Origin of the sequence: Caballeronia udeis (genome assembly GCF_044909315.1) — a bacterium.
Lineage (GTDB): Bacteria > Pseudomonadota > Gammaproteobacteria > Burkholderiales > Burkholderiaceae > Caballeronia > Caballeronia udeis_A.
Genome location: NZ_JBIYEB010000036.1, coordinates 26,603 through 44,150 on the forward strand (window position 1 = coordinate 26,603; position 17,548 = coordinate 44,150).

Sequence of the window (17,548 nt, forward strand, 5' to 3'; positions counted from 1 at the left end):
CGGGCTGAAACCCGGCCCTCTGTCGATCATGGCTGCGGATTCTACCGAAAGCTGTCAGCGGGCAGGCATAGGGACAAACGCCTTCGCCCGACCGGCGAGCCAACGGTCAATGCTCAGTCCTTTGCGGCGGGCATGGACGTGGGCATCACGGCCCGCACTTGCTGCGCCACGCGGCCATTGGCTATCGCAACCTCGGGACTGTCTTGCAGCATCGGCAGGAATTGGGCGTCGAAAGCGGCGTTGCGGCCCTTCGCGCCGAACATGGCCGTGACCGCGTCCGCCATGTCGATGCGGGCGTCGGGCGTGGCGTCTTTATCGTCGATGGAGTCGAGTACGTCGTCGAGCGCCGCGATCAGCGTGGACAGCGGGCCAAGCCATTTATAAGCGCTGCCGTTGATCACGATCTGCAGGAACTCTCCCGGCGACACCACGCCGAATTCGGCTTCGTGACGGGTGCGCAATTCGTCGAGAATGCTACGGTGCAGCGCCAGCAGCGGATGGCGCACGTCCTTGAGAAACGTGGTCGCGACCGGGTCGGTCATCCTGGTGGTCATGGTCATTGCCCTGAGGTGGAAAATGAGCCAAGCCTACACCGTCGCGGGACCGCGCCCTACATAGCGAATAAAATCCGGCGCTGTCAGCGGCGCGGAAAAGAGCCAGCCTTGCCCGAATTGGGCGCCGCGCGTGCGCAGGTAACACGCCTGCTCCTCCCGCTCGATCCCTTCGGCCACCACCTGGACCTGCAGCGTCAGCGCCATGTCGATAATGTGCGACGCCACGCTGCTGGACGCCGCGTCCTGGCCGACGGTATCGACGAAAGACTTGTCGATCTTCAACGCGTCCACCTGGAAATTCTGTAGGTGCGAGAGGCTCGAATAACCCGTCCCGAAGTCGTCGATATACACCGGATGGCCCGCGTCGCGAAACGCCTGGATCACTTCCTTGGCGGCGTCGGCATCGAGAAAACAGCGCTCGGTCGCCTCGATCCGGATCTGCTGCGGCGCGATGTTCGCGGCCGCAAGCGCCGGCGTCAGCCGCTCCAGGAACCGCCGCGAAGTCAGGTCCGGCGCGCTCAGGTTGATCGACACGTAGAGCTCCCTGTACCGCTGCAGGAACTCGCCGAGTTCGAGCAGGACGGTGTCGAATACCTGGTCCGTGATGGCCTGGATCAGGCCGCGATGCTCCGCGAGCGGAATGAAGTGATCGGGGCGCACGATCCGGTTCTGGTGCTTCCAGCGCACGAGCGCTTCAGCGCCAATACAGCGGCGCGTGGCGAGGTCGACAATCGGCTGATACGCGACGATGAACTGGTGCCTGCGCACGGCGTCGCTGAGCTGGCCGACCGGGGAGAGACGGCGCACCATCAACACGCCCAGCCACGCGGAGAGCGCCAGGCCGCCCGCTACGCCCGCCAGCAGCCAGGTCCAGGGCAACGCACGCAGGCGTTCGCCGAAGGTTACGTCCGATGTGTTCACGACGTTTGCGGCGCTTGCCGCCTTGGCTGATTCGTAGCCGCGACGAGCCGTGTTGGGGTTCGGGAGCATCGCCATGGCGGCGAATCCCGGTACCGGAAACTGCACAAACGGCCTGGACGTTGCAGGCGCCGACGTGTTGCCGATCAAGCGGATTGCACCGGTGTCGACCATATGCACGACATAGCTCTCGAGCGCAGCGGCTTCCCGGGCTGCGGCGACACGTTCATCCACGCCCGGCGCAAACAGGACGCACAACACCCCCGGCAGCAAAGCGGCGATCAGCACGATGCCCGCCAGGAACGCTACGCGCCCGCTGTGTCTGAACGTGATCATCGTGCGCATTCCATTTCGCGACGCCTTTGCGCCGGATACGCGCTGCATAATAGTTTTTAATGAGGCACCTGATGACATCTGCTGTGTCGTGCGCGGATTCGTCAAGGCTGGGTTGCTCGCGCCGTTAGTTCCTGGTCCGGTTGTTCGTGCCGTCAATCGTGTCCACATGGCTGACAACCGTATCCCTGTTTTACATCTAACCTTGCCTGGGTCCGGGGTTGGTTCCAGATCGTTCTGGTGTCGTCCCGGCAAACGGCCCAGTTTAGCGGCGGGGTGCACCGGGCTTCAATGCTTGGCGGCCCGGGAATTGCCTGCTTTGGTGGGCTGGCGCACGCCGGCTCGATGCTTTTCCCGCGCGAGTGCGCAGGCGTCTGGCAAATGGCGGATGAGTCCGATACTCGTGAGAAAATCGAACCTCCTGATGATGACTTTTCTCATCGTCCGATCGTCGTCCGCTCATCATCCGATTAACGCCAAAACCATGGAGGCACTCAATGGCATCGAACGAAGCCAGCGCTCTCACAATCCGCGACGCGAAAGCCACCGATTTCGATACGATCACCCGCATCTACGCCCACTACGTGCAGCATGCGCTGGCGACCTTCGAGGAAACGCCACCGGACGCCGACGAAATGCGTCGCCGGCACGCTTCAATCACCGGTACCGGCCTGCCTTACCTCGTGGCTGAAATGGAGGGCGTGGTGGTGGGCTACACGTATGCGACCGCGTATCGGCCGAGGTCGGCGTACAGGCACACGATCGAGGATTCGGTGTACATAGCCGATGGCTTCGGCGGCCGCGGTCTCGGTCTCGCGCTGCTAACGGCGCTGATCGAACGTTGCGATGCGGGACCGTGGCGCGAACTCGTGGCGGTGATTGGCAACAGCGGCAACGCCGGGTCGATCGCGCTGCACGCACGCCTTGGATTCGAGCATGTCGGCATACTGCGCAAGGTGGGCTACAAACACGGCCAATGGGTGGACACGGTGCTCATGCAGCGGTCACTCGGCGAAGACAAGGCGTTGATTCCGCAGAAATGAGGCACGCTATCAGGCGCTCGCCGTTTATCCCGCGATAGTCCGCGAGCGCAGCGTCCTTTCGCCATACCATTGCATCACGACCTTCCGGTCGCCTCTTTTACAGCCTGAGCTTTAGTTGCCCACTTACACCCTCGCCGCCGCCGTCAGTGCCGAAATCGACATTCGCAAAAGCCGCTTTATCGCGCTGGCAATCCCTGTCGCCGATCGCGCCGCCGCAATGCTCGAACTCGATACGCTGCGCGCCCTGCACGCCGGTGCCACGCATGTCTGCTGGGCGCTGCTGGCGGGCGGCGAATCCGGCATGTCGGACGATGGCGAGCCTTCCGGCACCGCCGGCCGGCCGATCCTGGAGGTGCTGCGCCACCATGAAGTGGACGGCGTGCTGGCTGCCGTCGTGCGCTACTACGGCGGTATCAAGCTCGGCGCAGGCGGTCTGGTGCGCGCTTACACCGACGCCATCGCAACCGCGATGCAACTGGCCGAACGCATCGAACGCGTACCGCTCGGCCTGTTGCAAGTGGAGGTGGATTACGCCGACGAAGCGCGTGTGCGGCGCTGGGTTGAACAAGAAGGCCATGCACTCGATGAACCCGGCTACGGCATGACTGTCCGCCTGTCCATCCGGATGCCGCTTGCCGTGCGCGACCAGGCGGCTGACGTTATCCGCGACCTGACCCACGGCCGCGCGGCCATTACCAAGACGCCCTGAGTGAGCACCATGAGCGCCGTCGACCATCCACCGTCTTTCACGATCACGCTGCTGCCCTCGGGGCGCAGCTTCGCGTCGACCGGGCAGACCACGATCCTCGAAGCCGCCGCGCTTGACCGGCTACGCTTGTCGAGTTCGTGCCGCAACGGCACATGCCGCGCGTGCTTGTGCCATCTGGTCGATGGCACCGTGCAGTATCGGATTGACTGGCCGGGTCTGAGTACGGACGAAAAAGCCGGCGGCTGGATTCTTCCATGCGTGGCGCTGCCCACGTCCGACCTGATCGTCGATCAAGTGGATTTCCTGGAAATTCCAAATTCCGCCGACACAAAACCGGCTCGCAGCCGCGGCTTTTGAGGTTTTGAATTGGGCTTGGTGCGCCTTTGCGCAAACAGCCGATAACCGCAAGCCGCCACCCGGGTAATCCGGGATTGTTGTCTTTTATCAAAGACATACGATGGCATTCCCGAGCGGCGAAGTGCGTCCCATTGTTCACCAGCCTGTAATTAAGGCTCCAAAAAGTGTACAATTGCGTTTTGCCCAATTTTCTGGCAGGGCCAGACCAACTGAGATATCAATGACTAAAGTATTGTTGAAAGAGAACGAGCCTTTCGACGTCGCCATGCGCCGTTTTCGCCGCACGGTCGAACGTACCGGCCTGATTCAGGAACTGAAGTCGCGCATGGCTTATGAAAAGCCGACCACCGAGCGCAAGCGCAAGAAAGCTGCTGCTGTTGCTCGCCTGCGCAAGCAGATTCGTCGCGCACAGTTGCCCAAGAAATTCTATTGATGGTGTTGTACGTCTGAACGGCGGCTTGCAGGTCGACGTGGTTCGATCGAAGCGCCGAGTAAGCCGGGGGCGTGTTGGAACCGTCCCGGATACAGGCCGGACTCTCAGTACCGGCCCTGCGCCCTAGCCCGGCGGTTGATTTGCGGCTCGATTAGCCGATCAATTCAAGGTGTAGCGAACTGTATCGACTGCGCCCACGCATCCAGAATTCGAAAGCCTGCATGATTCATATCGTGCGGGCTTTTTACGTTTGCCCTGCTTGAATTCAACTGAGTGAATTCAACTGCGCGATGAATTCACCGACATAGATTCATACATCCGCTCGACGCATGCTTGAAGCTTCCATGCGCGCTGCACGACTGCTTATCAAAGCGTCTTCGCGCCATTCGCAGCCGTAAACGCATAAAGCCCGGATGGACCGGGCTTTATGCGTTGAATCTCTGGTTGCGGGGGTAGGATTTGAACCTACGACCTTCGGGTTATGAGCCCGACGAGCTGCCAGACTGCTCCACCCCGCGAAAAAGATTATAGCGCTAAGGGTATGTCAGGTCAAACCGAATCGAAGAATATTGATAATGAGTTGAGTGCGTTGACGTTATTGTAGCGATGCCGGCTTCGCCGGAGCGAACGGATCAGTGCCGGACCGTACCGCGTCCACACAACGCCTATGTTCTCGTGACAGGCGATCCAACAACGGCAGCAGGATGATTGCCACTGCAGCCCCGCCTGCCGCGAGCCAGCCGAGCCCAAAAGAGAGCTTGGTATAAAGCGGCAAACATTGCAGCGAATCAAGATCGTTGGACGGCATGCGTGCGAAGTTGGCGACCACGCTGCCCAGGTATTGCGACACCCCCGTCGCGACGTAATACGCTCCCATCATGAAACCGCTCATGCGTGCGGGCACGTAGTGGGCGATCATCGCGAGGCCGAGTCCGGACACCAGCAGTTCGCCAAGCGAATATAGCCCGTAGCCTCCGACCATGAACCACGAAGACACGTGGCCATCAACCGCATAATGGCCGCTGAACGCGAACACAAGTACCCCCAGTTCATGGGTTCGTCGTCAGGAGCCGAACCAATGCGTCCGACCGTCCTGCGCATCAGTATGAAATTGACCAGCCCGAGCACCATTCCGGCGAAACATACGGCAAAGGCTGTGTGCCAGCCCCAGTGATCCTTGATCCACGGCGATGCGAGCATTGAAATGGTCGAGCCGATATTGACCGACATGTAGTAGATGGTGAACGCGCTGTCGAGGCGTGCGTCGTCGCCCTCGTAAATGCGTCGCACGAGATTTGCCGCGTCGCCTTGAAGAGGCCGTTGCCGACTACGATCACCCCTAGCGCCGCATACAGGTAGCCCAATGAATCAAAGGGAATAGAGAGCATCAGATAACCCGATGCCAGGACACATGCGCCGAAGATCATCGTGCGGCGCGCACCCAGCACCTTGTCCCCGATCCATCCGCCGATTGCCGGCGCGGAGAACACGAGCGCGGTGAACGTGCCCCATGTGAGGTTCGCGTGGGAATCGGCGAAACCGAGCTTGTCGATCATGAACAGAACGAGTAACGCGGCCATGCCGTAATAGCCGAAACGCTCCCACATCTCGATCAGGAAAACGGTCGTGAACGAGCGCGTCTGAGACGTGCCGGACGGATGTGGTGTCATGGGTATGCCCGATAAGGTGAAACGCTCGCGGCATTAATGCCCGACAGGTGACAAGGAGGAAACCAACGCGGGAGATTCATTAATACAGGAGTCCGACACATGGAGAGTCGCGATTATCACAGCACCGCCTGAAAATGTGTGACAAAGGCTTGCACATACAGCGTTCAGCTTTTTGACACTAAAGCGGAAACTGGAAATTGAACGATGCGCCGGAGCGCTTTTACGACGCTATTGTTTGATTCGCGTCAACCGTCATTCTGATTGAATCGATTTTTGTTTCATGCATTCTTTCAATTGCTTAGCATACCGATTTATTTGTTGCAATTGTTCTCGTCGATGGCCTTTCTGAAAAATCGTGGTAACTTTATGCTCTCAATTCACCTTCAGGTTGCATCGACATGGACACTATCAAGGCGATTCTCACCGGTCATACACGCGGCCTCGGTGCGGCACTCGCCCACCTCATGCGGTCACGCGGCATTGCGGTGCTCGGGGTGTCGCGCACCAGCAGCAACACATCCGCCTCGCGCCTGCTGCAGGAAGTCGAACTCGATCTCGCGAATCCCGCTGCGCTCAGCGAATGGCTTGGAACTGAAACACTCGCCCGGTTTATCGATGGTGCACATACCGTGCTGCTGATCAACAACGCCGGCATGTTGCAGCCGGTGGGCGGAATTGAAGGGCAGGATGTGAGCGCGATCGGGCGTGCGGTGAGCCTGAACGTGGCGGCTCCGCTGATGTTGGCAGCGGCAGTGGCGGCAGCAAGTCCAGCGGCCTCTGATCGACGGATCGTACATATCTCGAGCGGCGCGGCGCGTAACCCGTACCCTGGCTGGAGCATCTATTGCGCGACCAAGGCAGCGCTCGATCATCATGCCCGCGCAGTCGTGCTGGATAACAACCGCGCGTTGCGAGTATCCAGCGTTGCACCGGGTGTTGTCGACACGGACATGCAAGCCGAGATCCGCGGCACGGGTCTTGAGCATTTCCCGTTGCGGGAAAAATTCGATGACCTCAAACGCAACGGCCAGCTTTCAACACCGGCTGACGCCGCACGAAAGGTACTCGACTACGCGTTGAGCGATACGTTCGGGGACTCGCCCGTGGTAGACGTACGCGACCTGTCCTGATGATCTGGATGGGCGCCGCCGCGAATGGCCTGCTGCGACAGCGCGTCGGCGACTGAGTTGCGGGCGCGCGGAATCCACTGCAGGCGAACATCTGCGAGTTGCGCGATCAAACTGCGTGCCTGCGTGGCGTATGAACTTAGCGCGGGCGCGCTGCTGGCTTCGTCGCGAAGCACGTCTTCAATCACGACCTGACTGTCGCCGTGGATCACCAGCCTCGCCGGCGCCGGCCTGCGGGACACGGCCGTTTCGAGCACCGCGATCAGCGCACGATATTCCGCCTCGCAACTGTCGCCATGGCCGGCCAGCGTACTGATCTTCACAACGTCGCCGTCCGGGCTCTCCAGCACACCGCCAATGCCAATCTTGCCGGGATTCGGATGCGCCGAACCGTCGAACCACGCGTGCCATGCCGCGGCATCGCGAATGGCGGGTCGCACCTTTCTGGCCTCGCGCGCGGCCGCCCGCGCTTGCTCACGGTGGCTTCGTGCATGTTCTGTTGCGGCCCTTTCCCGATGCCGCGCGCTCACAAGCTCCGCGAGCGTCTGCGCACCGGCTGCTTTTTCCAGTGTCCGGGTCAAAGCAGCGTGAGCAGAGAGCGAGGTGAGCTTCGACAAACGCCGACTCATCGCGCGCTCCTTCTTGTAGGCAATTAGCAGTAGCTCTTCGAACTCGAACATCCCGGGCATTAAAGTGATCGAATGCCGAGCTTAACAAGTTTTTTATAGCGAGCCCGAAATTGGCGGCGCTGAGCCGCGAGGCCAGGTCACGAGATCACGCGCCTATGGCGACGCCGCCGCGATCACCACGCTGGCGTGCCGATTTTCCAATCCTCGGGCGTCGCGTCGCTTCGTCCGCTCAGATCGCCCCCCGACTGTCGAAACGATCCGTGCCTCTACCCCAACCTGCTGATGCGCCGACAGCGTGTCGCTTGCATTGATCGCAAGCGGATACACGTCTTCTCGCCCGTAGCTAGAAAGCGCTGGTGCGCGTTCTGCGCACGTGGGCTCTGGCGCGTGAAGTCCATGGGCTCGAAAGAGTGGCAATTGCGGCACTCGAGCGAATTGTTCGTTTCCAGGCGGCGCCACTCGTGTTCGGCAAGTTCGAGCCGTTTGTCCTGGAACTTCTCGCGCGTGTCGACCGAGCCGAACAGCTTCGCCCACACTTCCTTCGACGCCTGCATCTTTCTCGCAATCCTGTCCGTCCAGTTGTGCGGCACATGGCAATCCGAGCAAATGGCACGCACGCCGCTGCGATTGCTCTAGTGGATCGTGCTCTTCAGTTCGGCGAAGGTGTTGTCGTGCATCTCGTGGCAACTGGTGCAAAACGCTTCCGTGCTGGTCACTTCCAGCGCCGTGTTGAACGCCCCCCAGAACATAACGCCCGCGAGAAAACCACCGAGCGTCAGGAAGCCCACGCTGTAGTAGGTGCTCGGGCGGTTGATCGTCTGCCAGTAGCCCTTTATCAGGCCGAACATCGCACGCTCCTATTTCTTCCCGGCCGCGTTCGGCCCAGCAGGCCCGGGTGCAACGCGCACATCTTCCGCACCCTTGAACGTGTTGCCGACAAGCGGCTTCGCGTCGGCTTGCAGGACATGGCACTGCGTGCAGAAATAGCGCCGTGGCGAGAGGCTTCCGAGCGTGGCGTTGTCTCGCGTGAGGTAATGCGACACGCCGATGGGCACGGCTCCACTCTCGGCCCCGCGGCTCCTCGCATGGCACGCAAGGCAGCGGTTGGCGTTCTTGTCGAGTTGATAGCCGTCGATCTTGTGCGGGATCGTCGGCGGCTGCTGTGCATAAGCGCGACCACTGATGACATCCTTGTTTTCGATAGGTGCAATCAGCGGCGGTTTCGCCTCTTCATCGATCGGCGTGGTGCCGCGCATGGCGTCGTGAAACGGTCCGGCAGGAATCACCGGTTGGGCCGACGCCGCCTGGAAAAAAACACAAAGACTTGCTGCAACCACCACGGTCCACGCTCGCATGGCCGCCTCCTCAGACTCTGACAATCTTGACGGCACGCTTCTTGTAGTCGGTCTGCAGCGAGATCGGATCGGTGGCGTCGAGCGTCACCTTGTTGATCAACTGACTCGCGTCGAACCACGGGACGAACACGAGACCGCGCGGCGGTTTGTCACGACCGCGCGTCTCAACCCGCGTACGGATAAAACCGCGCCGCGACATCACCTTGATTTCGTCGCCACGGCGCAGGCCGAGCGCTTTTGCGTCATCCGGATGCATGAAACACACGGCCGTCGGGAACGCCCGATACAACTCCGGCACACGCCGGGTCATCGATCCGGAATGCCAGTGTTCGAGCACACGTCCCGTTGCGAGCCAGAACGGAAAATCCTTGTCGGGCGCTTCGGCCGGTGGTTCGTACGTCAGCGCGAAAATCACCGCGCGGCCGTCCTTGTTGCCGTAGAACTGGTAACCGGTACACGTCTTTACGTAGGGATCCGATCCCTCCTTGTAGCGCCAGCGTGTCGCCTTGCCGTCAACTACCGGCCAACGCAAACCGCGCGCTTCGTGATAAGCGTCGAACTGGGCGAGATCGTGACCATGACCACGGCCGAAAGTCGCGTATTCCTCGAAGAGCCCCTTCTGCGCATAAAAGCCGAAGGCCTTCGACTCATCATTCTTATAATTCGGATTGCTATCTTTATCCTGAAATTTGTCGACTTGTTCGTTTCGGTAGAGCACATCCAATGGCGTCTTGCCCGTCAACCCCGGGCTCTTCGCAATCAACTCGGGCGGCCAGACTTCCTCGATCTTGAGGTGCTTCGAGAACTCCATCAATTGCCATAAGTCGGAGCGCGCGCCGGTGGGCGCTTCCACCAGTTGGTGCCAAAACTGCGTCCGGCGCTTGGCGTTGCCGTACGCACCCTCTTTCTCGACCCACATCGCCGCGGGCAGGATCAGGTCGGCGGATACCGCCGTAGCGGTCGGGTACACATCGGACACCACAATAAAATTCTCAGGGTTCCGATATCCCGGCAGCGTCTCTTCGTTCAGGTTCGCGCCTGCCTGGACGTTGTTGTTGCACATCACCCAATATACATTCAGCTTGCCATCCTTCAGCATGCGGTTCTGCATCACCGCGTGATAGCCCGGCTTCTCGGGAATCGTGCCCGTCGGCAGCCGCCAGATCTGTTCCGCGTGCGCCCTGTGCTCGGGGTTCGTGACCACCATGTCCGCCGGCAGCCGATGCGAAAATGTCCCCCCTTCCCGCGCCGTGCCGCACGCCGACGGTTGCCCGGTCAGCGAGAACGGACTGTTGCCCGGCGTGGCGATCTTGCCGGTCAAGAGATGAAGGTTATAGATCATGTTGTTCGCCCACGTACCGCGTGTGTGCTGGTTGAAATCCATGGTCCAGAACGACATCACCTTGATGTTCGGATTGGCATAAAGCTCCGCAAGCTGGTCGGGCTTTGCCTTCGGCATGCCCGAAAGCTTCGTCACATAACCCGCGTCGTACTTCGAGACGAAATGCGCGAACGCGTCGAAATCCATCGGCTTCGAACCATTCGGATCGCCGGCGTTTTTTGGCTGCTTTCTGCAACGGATGATCCGGGCGGAGCCCGTAACCAATATCCGCGTTGCCTTCCTTGAACGTCACATGCTTCGCAACAAAGTCCTTGTTCACGCGATTCGTCTTGATGATCACGTTCGCGATGTAGTTCATGATCGCGAGGTCGGACTGCGGCGTGAAAATCACCCGATAGTCGGCGAGATCAAAGCTGCGATGCTTGAACGTGGACAGCACCGCCACGTCGCGAATCTCCCGGTCGAGCGCTTCGATATCCTCGTGAAACTGATAAAACGAGTGATGCGGAATAAACGCCTGGAAGTGCGTGAATGGCATTCAGTTAATCGACAATGTCAACTGAGCGGCGCGCCTCCAGCGTCACGATTATTTTCCTCTCCGGACTTGTCATGTGAATCTCTGAACCCGGCAGAAGCGAAATGCCTGCTTGATGTTTTCAAGATTCGATTGACTCGCATGCGCCACGATTCCCGCGATATGTGCTTCGGGAATTGAAACGAGTTCAACGAATGCATTTTTCAGACGTGCAGACATGAGTCGGCTCCTGCCGTTTTCAATTACATGAAACCAATTAATCCGCGCGTTAGTCGGTGAGGCGGACCGCCGATCAGCATTTGATAGAACCACACGCTGAAACCATAAATGGCAACGAACGTGATGGTTAATACAGGAACCATGATGATGGTCAGGAAGAAGAAGCTACGGAGCTCTTCCGCCTTTCGAAGGCGAGTTTCAGTTTCCGTCATGATTATGAAATACGAGAGACATTCCGATTAAGAATCGGCTTTTTTGAGATGCTGTGGAAGTGATTGTTGGCGCACGCGGGGAAAGCGTCAAGGGATTTATTATTTTGTGAAAACGCTGGAAACGAGTGATTGTTACAGTTAAAACGAATTAATAAAAATGAACGTCTTTATATCTACAGTTACAGAAACTCACCGGAAACACCCGGCAATCCAGAACTTCGATCCTTGAAAATCAAATGACGAACGCGTCGCGAAATGTTATTAACCCTTGCTTGAATAAACAAAGGCAGCGCGCGGCTGCCTTTGTCGCAAGAACACCTACTTCACTCTCACCCCCGCTTCGGAATATCCAGACCTCTCACGACCGCCGGCCTGGCGACGAACGCATCGAGTGCACGCCTGACGTTCGGAAAATTCTCGATGCCCACCAGCCCGCCCGCGTCATAGAACCCGATCAGGTTGCGGATCCACGGAAAACTCACTATGTCGGCGATCGTGTAGTCGTCGCCCATGATCCACTTGCGCTCGGCCAGCCGCTGCTCGACCACGCCCAACAGACGCTTCGACTCAGCGACATAGCGGTCACGCGGGCGCTTGTCTTCGTACTCCTTGCCGGCGAACCGGTGAAAGAAACCGACCTGGCCGAACATCGGACCAACACCGCCCATCTGGAACATCACCCACTGGATGGTCTCGTAGCGGCCCGCTGCATCTTGAGGGATGAACTGGCCGGTTTTGTCGGCGAGATAGATCAGGATGGCGCCCGATTCGAAGAGCCCGAGCGGTTTGCCGCCCGGGCCATTGGGATCGATGATCGCCGGAATCTTGTTGTTCGGATTCAGCGATAAAAACGCCGGCGACATCTGGTCGTTGGTCTCGAAGCTCACCAGATGCGGCTCGTACGGCAGCCCGGTCTCCTCCAGCATGATCGAGACCTTCACGCCGTTGGGCGTTGGCAGCGAATAGAGCTGAATCCGGTCGGGATGCTGCGCAGGCCATTTTGCCGTTATGGGAAAAGCGGACAAGTCGGTCATGGATATCCTTTTAAACGTTCAGACTTTAAGACTCTGGAGGAGCGTGCTCGGCGATACAAGGCGATGGCTCGCCTGATCGGGCGTTGGATTGTCTGGGTGTACAGGACGACAAATATAGACATTCCGGCGGCGTTTGTCTTTTCACCCGGCACCGCGACGCGGCCAGATCGGATCGGATCGATAAAGAAGCGTTAACATGGTGGTTATATCGAACGTCGAATACACCGCATGCGGCTATGCGCAATTGCACCGAATACAAACAGAGCTGGAGTTACCCATGAGTCAAATGATCAAGCGAAACGGATTACAGGTTGCAGCCGAGCTCAGCCAGTATGTCGATGATGAAGCCCTGTCGGGCATCGGCATTGAGAGCGAAGCGTTCTGGAAGGGCTTCGACGCCCTTGTCCACGACCTCGCCCCGAAGAACCGCGCGCTGCTCGCCGAACGCGACCGGCTGCAAACGGAACTGGACCAGTGGCATAAGGCAAATCCTGGACCGGTGCGGGACCTCAAGGCGTACCGGGCGTTTCTGGAAGGGATCGGATACATCGTGCCGGCAAGCGCCGCTGTACAAGCTACGACCCAGAACGTCGATACGGAAATTGCCGAGCAGGCCGGACCGCAACTCGTCGTGCCGCTTTCCAACCAGCGTTACGCGCTCAACGCCGCGAATGCGCGCTGGGGCAGCCTGTACGATGCGCTGTACGGCACCGATGCGATTCCCGACACCGACGGCGCCGAACGTACCGCGCAATTCAACCCGGTTCGCGGGGCACGTGTCATCGCTCGCGCTCGCGCGTTCCTCGACGAAGCTGCACCGCTCGCCAACGGCTCGCATGTCGATGCCACCGCGTATCGCGTAGAAAGCGGCAAGCTTGTCGTCACGTTGAAAAACAGTTCGTCGGCGTTGAAATCGCCGGATCAGTTCATCGGTTTCCAGGGCGATGCCGGCTCGCCTTCCGCGGTGCTGCTCAAGCACCACGGCCTGCACTTCGAGATCCAGATCGACGCGACTGACTCCATCGGCAAGACCGATGCCGCGCATGTGAAGGACGTGCTGATGGAGGCGGCTGTTTCAACGATCATCGACTGCGAGGATTCGGTGGCAGCCGTTGATGCCGCCGATAAGGTCCAGCTCTACCGCAACTGGACCGGCCTGATGAAGGGAGATCTGGTAGAGGAAGTCACCAAGAACGGCAAGACCTTCACGCGCCGCCTGAACGCCGATCGCGAGTACACCGCGCCCGATGGCTCGACGGTCAAGCTGCATGGCCGCTCGCTGCTGTTCATCCGTAACGTCGGGCATCTGATGACGAATCCTGCCATTGTCGATCGCGACGGACACGAGATTCCCGAAGGTATTCTCGACGCCGTGATGACGTCGCTCGGCGCGCTGCACGACCGGCAAAACAAGCTCAATTCGCGCACCGGATCGATTTATATCGTGAAGCCGAAGATGCACGGCCCGGCGGAAGTTGCTTTCTCCGATGAGCTGTTCGCACGCGTGGAAGACCTGCTCGGCCTGCCGCGCTACACGATCAAGATGGGCATCATGGACGAGGAGCGGCGCACGAGCGTCAACCTGCAGGCGTGCATTGCGGTGGCATCGGCGCGGGTGGCGTTCATCAACACGGGCTTCCTCGACCGCACCGGCGACGAGATGCACAGCGCGATGGAAGCCGGCCCGATGATGCGCAAGGGCGACATGAAGTCGTCGGCGTGGATCACGGCTTATGAGCGCAACAACGTGCTCGCGGGGCTGAGTTCGGGATTGCGTGGGCGCGCGCAAATCGGCAAAGGCATGTGGGCCATGCCCGACCTGATGCACGCCATGCTCGAGCAGAAGATCGCCCATGCGAAAGCCGGGGCGAACACGGCATGGGTGCCCTCGCCTACCGCCGCCACCCTGCATGCGCTGCATTACCATCAGGTCGATGTGCAAGCCGTGCAGCAGGAGCTGGAGAAGACCAGCTATGCCAGCGCTCGCGATGAATTGCTCAATGGCTTGCTGACGATTCCCGTGGTCGAAAAAGCGCAATGGTCGGATGAGGAAATTCGCCAGGAGATCGAGAACAACGCGCAGGGGATTTTGGGTTACGTGGTGCGGTGGGTTGACCAGGGCGTGGGATGTTCGAAGGTGCCGGATATCCACGATATCGGGCTGATGGAAGACCGCGCAACGCTGCGAATCTCGAGCCAGCATATTGCCAACTGGCTGCATCACGGGGTGGTGTCGGAGGCGCTGGTCAGCGAGACCTTCGAGCGGATGGCAAAGGTCGTCGACAAGCAGAATGCCGGGGACGCGCAGTATCAGCCGATGGCCGGCCACTTTGAAACATCGTTGGCTTTCAAGGCGGCGAAGGCGCTGGTGTTTGAGGGCCGCGCGCAACCGAGCGGATACACGGAGCCGTTGCTGCATAAGTTCCGGCTGGAGGTCAAGCAGCAGGGGTGAGAGGTCGGCGCTTGACACTCGTTGGATATACAATGCCTTAACGTATATCCAACGAGGCGATCATGCAGGTATCCAAGTGGGGTAACAGTCTGGCGATCCGCCTCCCTGCGGCGGTGGTGGAAGCGCTCGAATTACACGAAGGCGACGATGTGGAGGTTGTCATCGCGGGTGCGCGCGAATTCCAGATCAAGAAAAAGCCGACCGGTCGTGACTTGCTGGATCGGCTCCGGCAATATCGCGGGCGCTTACCGGCCGATTTCACCTTCAACCGCGATGACGCCAATCGCGATGGCTAAGGTCTTCCTGGATAGCAACGTGGCGCTTCACCTCCTGTCGGGCGATGCGGCGAAAGCGGACCGCGCGGAGGGTTTGATGGCGGAAGGCGGCGTCATCAGCGTTCAAGTGCTGAACGAGGTCGCCAATGTCACCCGGTGCAAGCTGGACATGTCGTGGCACGAGACAAACGATGTGCTGGACGCAGTCCGGGCGGTATGCACGACTGAGCCGCTGACTGTGGAAACCCACGACACCGGCCGGCGAATTTCAGAGCGATACGGGCTGTCAATCTATGACTCGATGATTGCAGCAGCGGCGCTACTCGCCGGATGCGATGTCCTTTACTCCGAGGACATGCATGGCGGGTTGGTTATTGACGAGAGGTTGCGGATTGTTAATCCGTTTGTGGGTGCGCGGGAGTGACCTTGCACAACGCGTCCCTCTTGCGATACGCCTGCCAGAGGTCGAACGCAGCCTGGTGAGTTAGCCAGGACTCGGCGCTTTTGCCAAACGCGAGCTCAAGTCGAATCGATATTTCCGGACTGATGGCCGCGCGCCCATTGACGATCTCAGACAGCGTTTCGCGCGACACGTCGACGCCTTCGGCGGCGTGTGTTATCGACAGTTCCAGCGGCTCAAGCCAGAGTTCGGAAAGAATTTCGCCGGGATGCGGCGGGTTATGCATACGCATGGAATTCCTCATTCGGTGATAGTCCATGCAATCGATCAGGTCGTTTCAAACCTCTTCTCCACAAGGGGGCTGGCAGAGCTGCGCGAGTTTGCTATAATCCGCGACTTGCTGGAGAGATGGATGAGCGGTTTAAGTCGCACGCCTGGAAAGCGTGTTTAGGGTCAAACCTAACCGGGGTTCGAATCCCCGTCTCTCCGCCAGAACACCCCTCCCAGACAGTCCAATTTAATTTGGATTAGTCTCCGAAACCCCCGCCGAATAAGGTTTCACGGGGTTTCAGTCAAATCTGAACCCTCCGAATCGATTGCCTTCCATCTGAATAAGTCGTAAATTCTTGGGTGGGTCGGTTGGTGGGTTAACGGCAATGCCAAAAATCGCGAAAGAACTGGGTGCGCTCGCCGTGTCACGCTTATCTGAGCCTGGCACGCATGCGGTTGGGCGCGTCGCGGGCCTCGCGCTGCAGGTCACTCCGACCGGCACCCGGTCGTGGATTCTCCGCGTCACTGTCGGCGGCCGGCGTCGCGAGATCGGTCTAGGAGCCTATCCAGCCGTCTCACTGAAAGATGCACATGCAAAGGCCCAGGCGAAGAAGGACGAGATCGCAGCTGGCGTCGATCCGGTCATGGCAAGGAAAGAGACGGCAAGCCGACTGCGCGCAAGCCATGGGCTCGAAATCACGTTCAAAGAAGCAGCGACGCGGTTCATCAAAGCCAAGGCTCCTGAATGGAAAAACGCCAAACATGCGGACCAATGGACGAACACGTTGGTCAATTACGCGTATGACGCCATCGGCGACCTCATGGTGCGGCATGTCACCCGAACTCACATCACCGAACTACTCGAACCAATCTGGACGACGAAAACGGAAACCGCTTCACGCGTGCGTGGCCGGATCGAAGCCATATTGGATTGGGCTCGTGTAAAAGGCTTCCGTGACGAAGGTATCAACCCTGCGGCCTGGCGCGGTAACCTCGATAAGCTGCTCTCCGCCCCAAAGAAAACGAAACACGTGCGCAACCATCCGGCCCTGCCGATTGACCAGATGAGCGCGTTCATGATGACGCTGAGAAATCTACCCGGGGTGTCGGCGCGCTGCCTCGAGTTCACGATATTGACTGCTGCCCGATCGGGCGAGTCGCGCGGCGCGCGCCGGCCTGAAATCGACTTCGATAAGGCGGTATGGATTGTTCCGCCGGAGCGGATGAAGGCGAAGAAAGAGCATCGCGTACCACTCTCGGCTGCCGCGCTCGATCTCGTCAAGGCGTTGCCGGAGCATCCGAAAACCGACCTGTTATTCCCGAGCCCCAAAGCCCATAGCATGCTCAGCGATATGGCATTGCTGGCCGTGATGCGCCGCCAGGAACTCACGGCCACGCCGCACGGTTTTCGGTCGACGTTTCGAGATTGGGCTGGCGAGCATACGAACTATCCGCGCGAGCTGGCCGAGGTCGCACTCGCCCACATCAAAGGCGATGCGACGGAAGCCGCTTATTGGCGTGGTGACGTGTTAGAAAAGCGCCGGCGAATGATGACTGACTGGGCTGAATTTATAGCCCGGCCGCATGAGCCAGGCGAGTAATACCCATCAACATGACTGCGTGACCGTTTTGCTGCGCCTAGCCCGACGGGGCGAAAACCGGGTGCCCTACTCGGCCGGCG

At 59.5% G+C, this 17,548-nt stretch carries 17 protein-coding genes, 2 tRNA genes and 3 pseudogenes; 10 read left to right on the plus strand and 12 right to left on the minus strand.

Annotated elements, in window-relative coordinates:
- Nucleotides 1-113: 113 nt before the first annotated feature.
- Complete coding sequence (locus tag ABH944_RS37905; RefSeq protein WP_404613179.1) at nucleotides 114-554, minus strand: hypothetical protein; 441 nt, start codon at nucleotides 552-554, stop codon at nucleotides 114-116.
- Between the two features lie 33 nt (nucleotides 555-587).
- Nucleotides 588-1,808 (minus strand): EAL domain-containing protein, encoded by a 1,221-nt coding sequence (locus tag ABH944_RS37910; protein ID WP_404613177.1) that lies wholly within the window; start codon nucleotides 1,806-1,808, stop codon nucleotides 588-590.
- 494 nt (nucleotides 1,809-2,302) lie between these two features.
- Here ABH944_RS37910 and ABH944_RS37915 point away from each other — a divergent pair, with 494 nt between their 5' ends.
- The 4 genes from ABH944_RS37915 (at nucleotide 2,303) to rpsU (ending at nucleotide 4,347) form a co-directional block, all read left to right on the plus strand.
- On the plus strand, nucleotides 2,303-2,848 hold the full coding sequence (locus ABH944_RS37915; RefSeq protein ID WP_404613176.1) for a GNAT family N-acetyltransferase: 546 nt from the start codon (nucleotides 2,303-2,305) through the stop codon (nucleotides 2,846-2,848).
- A 115-nt stretch (nucleotides 2,849-2,963) separates the two neighbouring features.
- Nucleotides 2,964-3,557, plus strand: a complete 594-nt coding sequence (locus tag ABH944_RS37920; protein WP_404613174.1) for an IMPACT family protein — start codon at nucleotides 2,964-2,966, stop codon at nucleotides 3,555-3,557.
- A 9-nt stretch (nucleotides 3,558-3,566) separates the two neighbouring features.
- The gene (locus ABH944_RS37925) at nucleotides 3,567-3,914 is read left to right on the plus strand and encodes a 2Fe-2S iron-sulfur cluster-binding protein (protein WP_404613172.1); all 348 of its coding nucleotides are present in this window, start codon (nucleotides 3,567-3,569) and stop codon (nucleotides 3,912-3,914) included.
- 220 nt (nucleotides 3,915-4,134) lie between these two features.
- Nucleotides 4,135-4,347, plus strand: coding sequence for a 30S ribosomal protein S21 (rpsU, locus tag ABH944_RS37930; RefSeq protein ID WP_006999077.1), 213 nt, complete (start codon nucleotides 4,135-4,137; stop codon nucleotides 4,345-4,347).
- A gap of 441 nt (nucleotides 4,348-4,788) precedes the next feature.
- On the opposite strand, the gene ABH944_RS37935 is transcribed toward rpsU, so the two are convergent.
- Nucleotides 4,789-4,865, minus strand: a tRNA-Met gene (locus tag ABH944_RS37935).
- 77 nt (nucleotides 4,866-4,942) lie between these two features.
- A pseudogene (locus ABH944_RS37940) lies at nucleotides 4,943-6,017 on the minus strand (peptide MFS transporter).
- Between the two features lie 398 nt (nucleotides 6,018-6,415).
- Here ABH944_RS37940 and ABH944_RS37945 point away from each other — a divergent pair.
- Nucleotides 6,416-7,147, plus strand: a complete 732-nt coding sequence (locus tag ABH944_RS37945) for an SDR family oxidoreductase (RefSeq protein WP_404613170.1) — start codon at nucleotides 6,416-6,418, stop codon at nucleotides 7,145-7,147.
- Here ABH944_RS37945 and ABH944_RS37950 read toward each other — a convergent pair.
- The 7 genes and pseudogenes from ABH944_RS37950 to ABH944_RS37980 form a co-directional block, all read right to left on the minus strand.
- On the minus strand, nucleotides 7,087-7,773 hold the full coding sequence (locus ABH944_RS37950) for a ribonuclease HI family protein (protein ID WP_404613168.1): 687 nt from the start codon (nucleotides 7,771-7,773) through the stop codon (nucleotides 7,087-7,089). The genes ABH944_RS37945 and ABH944_RS37950 overlap by 61 nt on opposite strands.
- A gap of 266 nt (nucleotides 7,774-8,039) precedes the next feature.
- Nucleotides 8,040-8,621: pseudogene (locus ABH944_RS37955) on the minus strand (NapC/NirT family cytochrome c).
- 9 nt (nucleotides 8,622-8,630) lie between these two features.
- Nucleotides 8,631-9,128 carry a nitrate reductase cytochrome c-type subunit gene (locus ABH944_RS37960; RefSeq protein ID WP_404613166.1) on the minus strand — a complete coding sequence of 166 codons (498 nt, stop codon included), beginning with the start codon at nucleotides 9,126-9,128 and terminating at the stop codon, nucleotides 8,631-8,633.
- 10 nt (nucleotides 9,129-9,138) lie between these two features.
- A pseudogene (gene napA / locus ABH944_RS37965) lies at nucleotides 9,139-10,915 on the minus strand (periplasmic nitrate reductase subunit alpha); the annotation flags it as partial.
- A gap of 162 nt (nucleotides 10,916-11,077) precedes the next feature.
- Entirely contained in the window at nucleotides 11,078-11,224 is a 147-nt protein-coding gene (locus ABH944_RS37970) for a hypothetical protein (RefSeq protein WP_404613164.1), read from the minus strand.
- Between the two features lie 23 nt (nucleotides 11,225-11,247).
- Entirely contained in the window at nucleotides 11,248-11,436 is a 189-nt protein-coding gene (locus ABH944_RS37975; RefSeq protein WP_404613162.1) for a periplasmic nitrate reductase, NapE protein, read from the minus strand.
- A gap of 329 nt (nucleotides 11,437-11,765) precedes the next feature.
- Nucleotides 11,766-12,470, minus strand: coding sequence for a glutathione S-transferase N-terminal domain-containing protein (locus tag ABH944_RS37980; protein ID WP_404613160.1), 705 nt, complete (start codon nucleotides 12,468-12,470; stop codon nucleotides 11,766-11,768).
- Nucleotides 12,471-12,747: 277 nt separating this feature from the next.
- Between ABH944_RS37980 and ABH944_RS37985 the strand changes: the two genes are divergently transcribed.
- The 3 genes from ABH944_RS37985 to ABH944_RS37995 all read left to right on the plus strand — a co-directional run bounded on the left by ABH944_RS37985 (nucleotide 12,748) and on the right by ABH944_RS37995 (nucleotide 15,621).
- Complete coding sequence (locus ABH944_RS37985; protein ID WP_404613158.1) at nucleotides 12,748-14,922, plus strand: malate synthase G; 2,175 nt, start codon at nucleotides 12,748-12,750, stop codon at nucleotides 14,920-14,922.
- Nucleotides 14,923-14,984: 62 nt separating this feature from the next.
- The gene (locus ABH944_RS37990) at nucleotides 14,985-15,218 is read left to right on the plus strand and encodes an AbrB/MazE/SpoVT family DNA-binding domain-containing protein (protein ID WP_404613156.1); all 234 of its coding nucleotides are present in this window, start codon (nucleotides 14,985-14,987) and stop codon (nucleotides 15,216-15,218) included.
- Entirely contained in the window at nucleotides 15,211-15,621 is a 411-nt protein-coding gene (locus tag ABH944_RS37995; RefSeq protein WP_404613154.1) for a PIN domain-containing protein, read from the plus strand. Before ABH944_RS37990 ends, ABH944_RS37995 begins: the two co-directional genes overlap by 8 nt.
- On the opposite strand, the gene ABH944_RS38000 is transcribed toward ABH944_RS37995, so the two are convergent.
- A complete protein-coding gene (locus tag ABH944_RS38000; protein ID WP_404613152.1) occupies nucleotides 15,593-15,889 on the minus strand; it encodes a HigA family addiction module antitoxin in 297 nt (98 codons plus the stop codon). The genes ABH944_RS37995 and ABH944_RS38000 overlap by 29 nt on opposite strands.
- Before the next feature lie 110 nt (nucleotides 15,890-15,999).
- Between ABH944_RS38000 and ABH944_RS38005 the strand changes: the two genes are divergently transcribed.
- Both ABH944_RS38005 and ABH944_RS38010 read left to right on the plus strand, forming a co-directional pair.
- Nucleotides 16,000-16,089 (plus strand) — tRNA-Ser (locus ABH944_RS38005).
- Nucleotides 16,090-16,253: 164 nt separating this feature from the next.
- Nucleotides 16,254-17,468: a tyrosine-type recombinase/integrase gene (locus ABH944_RS38010; protein ID WP_404613150.1), complete on the plus strand. Its 1,215-nt coding sequence runs from the start codon at nucleotides 16,254-16,256 to the stop codon at nucleotides 17,466-17,468.
- Nucleotides 17,469-17,548: the final 80 nt, after the last annotated feature.

Bases quoted from the DNA above. Each gene is read 5' to 3' on its own strand.
- ABH944_RS37905 (WP_404613179.1), bottom strand. From the start codon at position 554: ATGACCACCAGGATGACCGACCCGGTCGCGACCACGTTTCTCAAGGAC.
- ABH944_RS37995 (WP_404613154.1), top strand. From the start codon at position 15,211: ATGGCTAAGGTCTTCCTGGATAGCAACGTGGCGCTTCACCTCCTGTCG.
- ABH944_RS37925 (WP_404613172.1), top strand. From the start codon at position 3,567: ATGAGCGCCGTCGACCATCCACCGTCTTTCACGATCACGCTGCTGCCC.
- ABH944_RS37985 (WP_404613158.1), top strand. From the start codon at position 12,748: ATGAGTCAAATGATCAAGCGAAACGGATTACAGGTTGCAGCCGAGCTC.
- ABH944_RS37990 (WP_404613156.1), top strand. From the start codon at position 14,985: ATGCAGGTATCCAAGTGGGGTAACAGTCTGGCGATCCGCCTCCCTGCG.
- ABH944_RS37975 (WP_404613162.1), bottom strand. From the start codon at position 11,436: ATGACGGAAACTGAAACTCGCCTTCGAAAGGCGGAAGAGCTCCGTAGC.
- ABH944_RS37960 (WP_404613166.1), bottom strand. From the start codon at position 9,128: ATGCGAGCGTGGACCGTGGTGGTTGCAGCAAGTCTTTGTGTTTTTTTC.
- ABH944_RS38010 (WP_404613150.1), top strand. From the start codon at position 16,254: ATGCCAAAAATCGCGAAAGAACTGGGTGCGCTCGCCGTGTCACGCTTA.
- ABH944_RS38000 (WP_404613152.1), bottom strand. From the start codon at position 15,889: ATGCGTATGCATAACCCGCCGCATCCCGGCGAAATTCTTTCCGAACTC.
- ABH944_RS37950 (WP_404613168.1), bottom strand. From the start codon at position 7,773: ATGAGTCGGCGTTTGTCGAAGCTCACCTCGCTCTCTGCTCACGCTGCT.
- ABH944_RS37980 (WP_404613160.1), bottom strand. From the start codon at position 12,470: ATGACCGACTTGTCCGCTTTTCCCATAACGGCAAAATGGCCTGCGCAG.
- ABH944_RS37915 (WP_404613176.1), top strand. From the start codon at position 2,303: ATGGCATCGAACGAAGCCAGCGCTCTCACAATCCGCGACGCGAAAGCC.
- rpsU (WP_006999077.1), top strand. From the start codon at position 4,135: ATGACTAAAGTATTGTTGAAAGAGAACGAGCCTTTCGACGTCGCCATG.
- ABH944_RS37910 (WP_404613177.1), bottom strand. From the start codon at position 1,808: ATGATCACGTTCAGACACAGCGGGCGCGTAGCGTTCCTGGCGGGCATC.
- ABH944_RS37945 (WP_404613170.1), top strand. From the start codon at position 6,416: ATGGACACTATCAAGGCGATTCTCACCGGTCATACACGCGGCCTCGGT.
- ABH944_RS37970 (WP_404613164.1), bottom strand. From the start codon at position 11,224: ATGTCTGCACGTCTGAAAAATGCATTCGTTGAACTCGTTTCAATTCCC.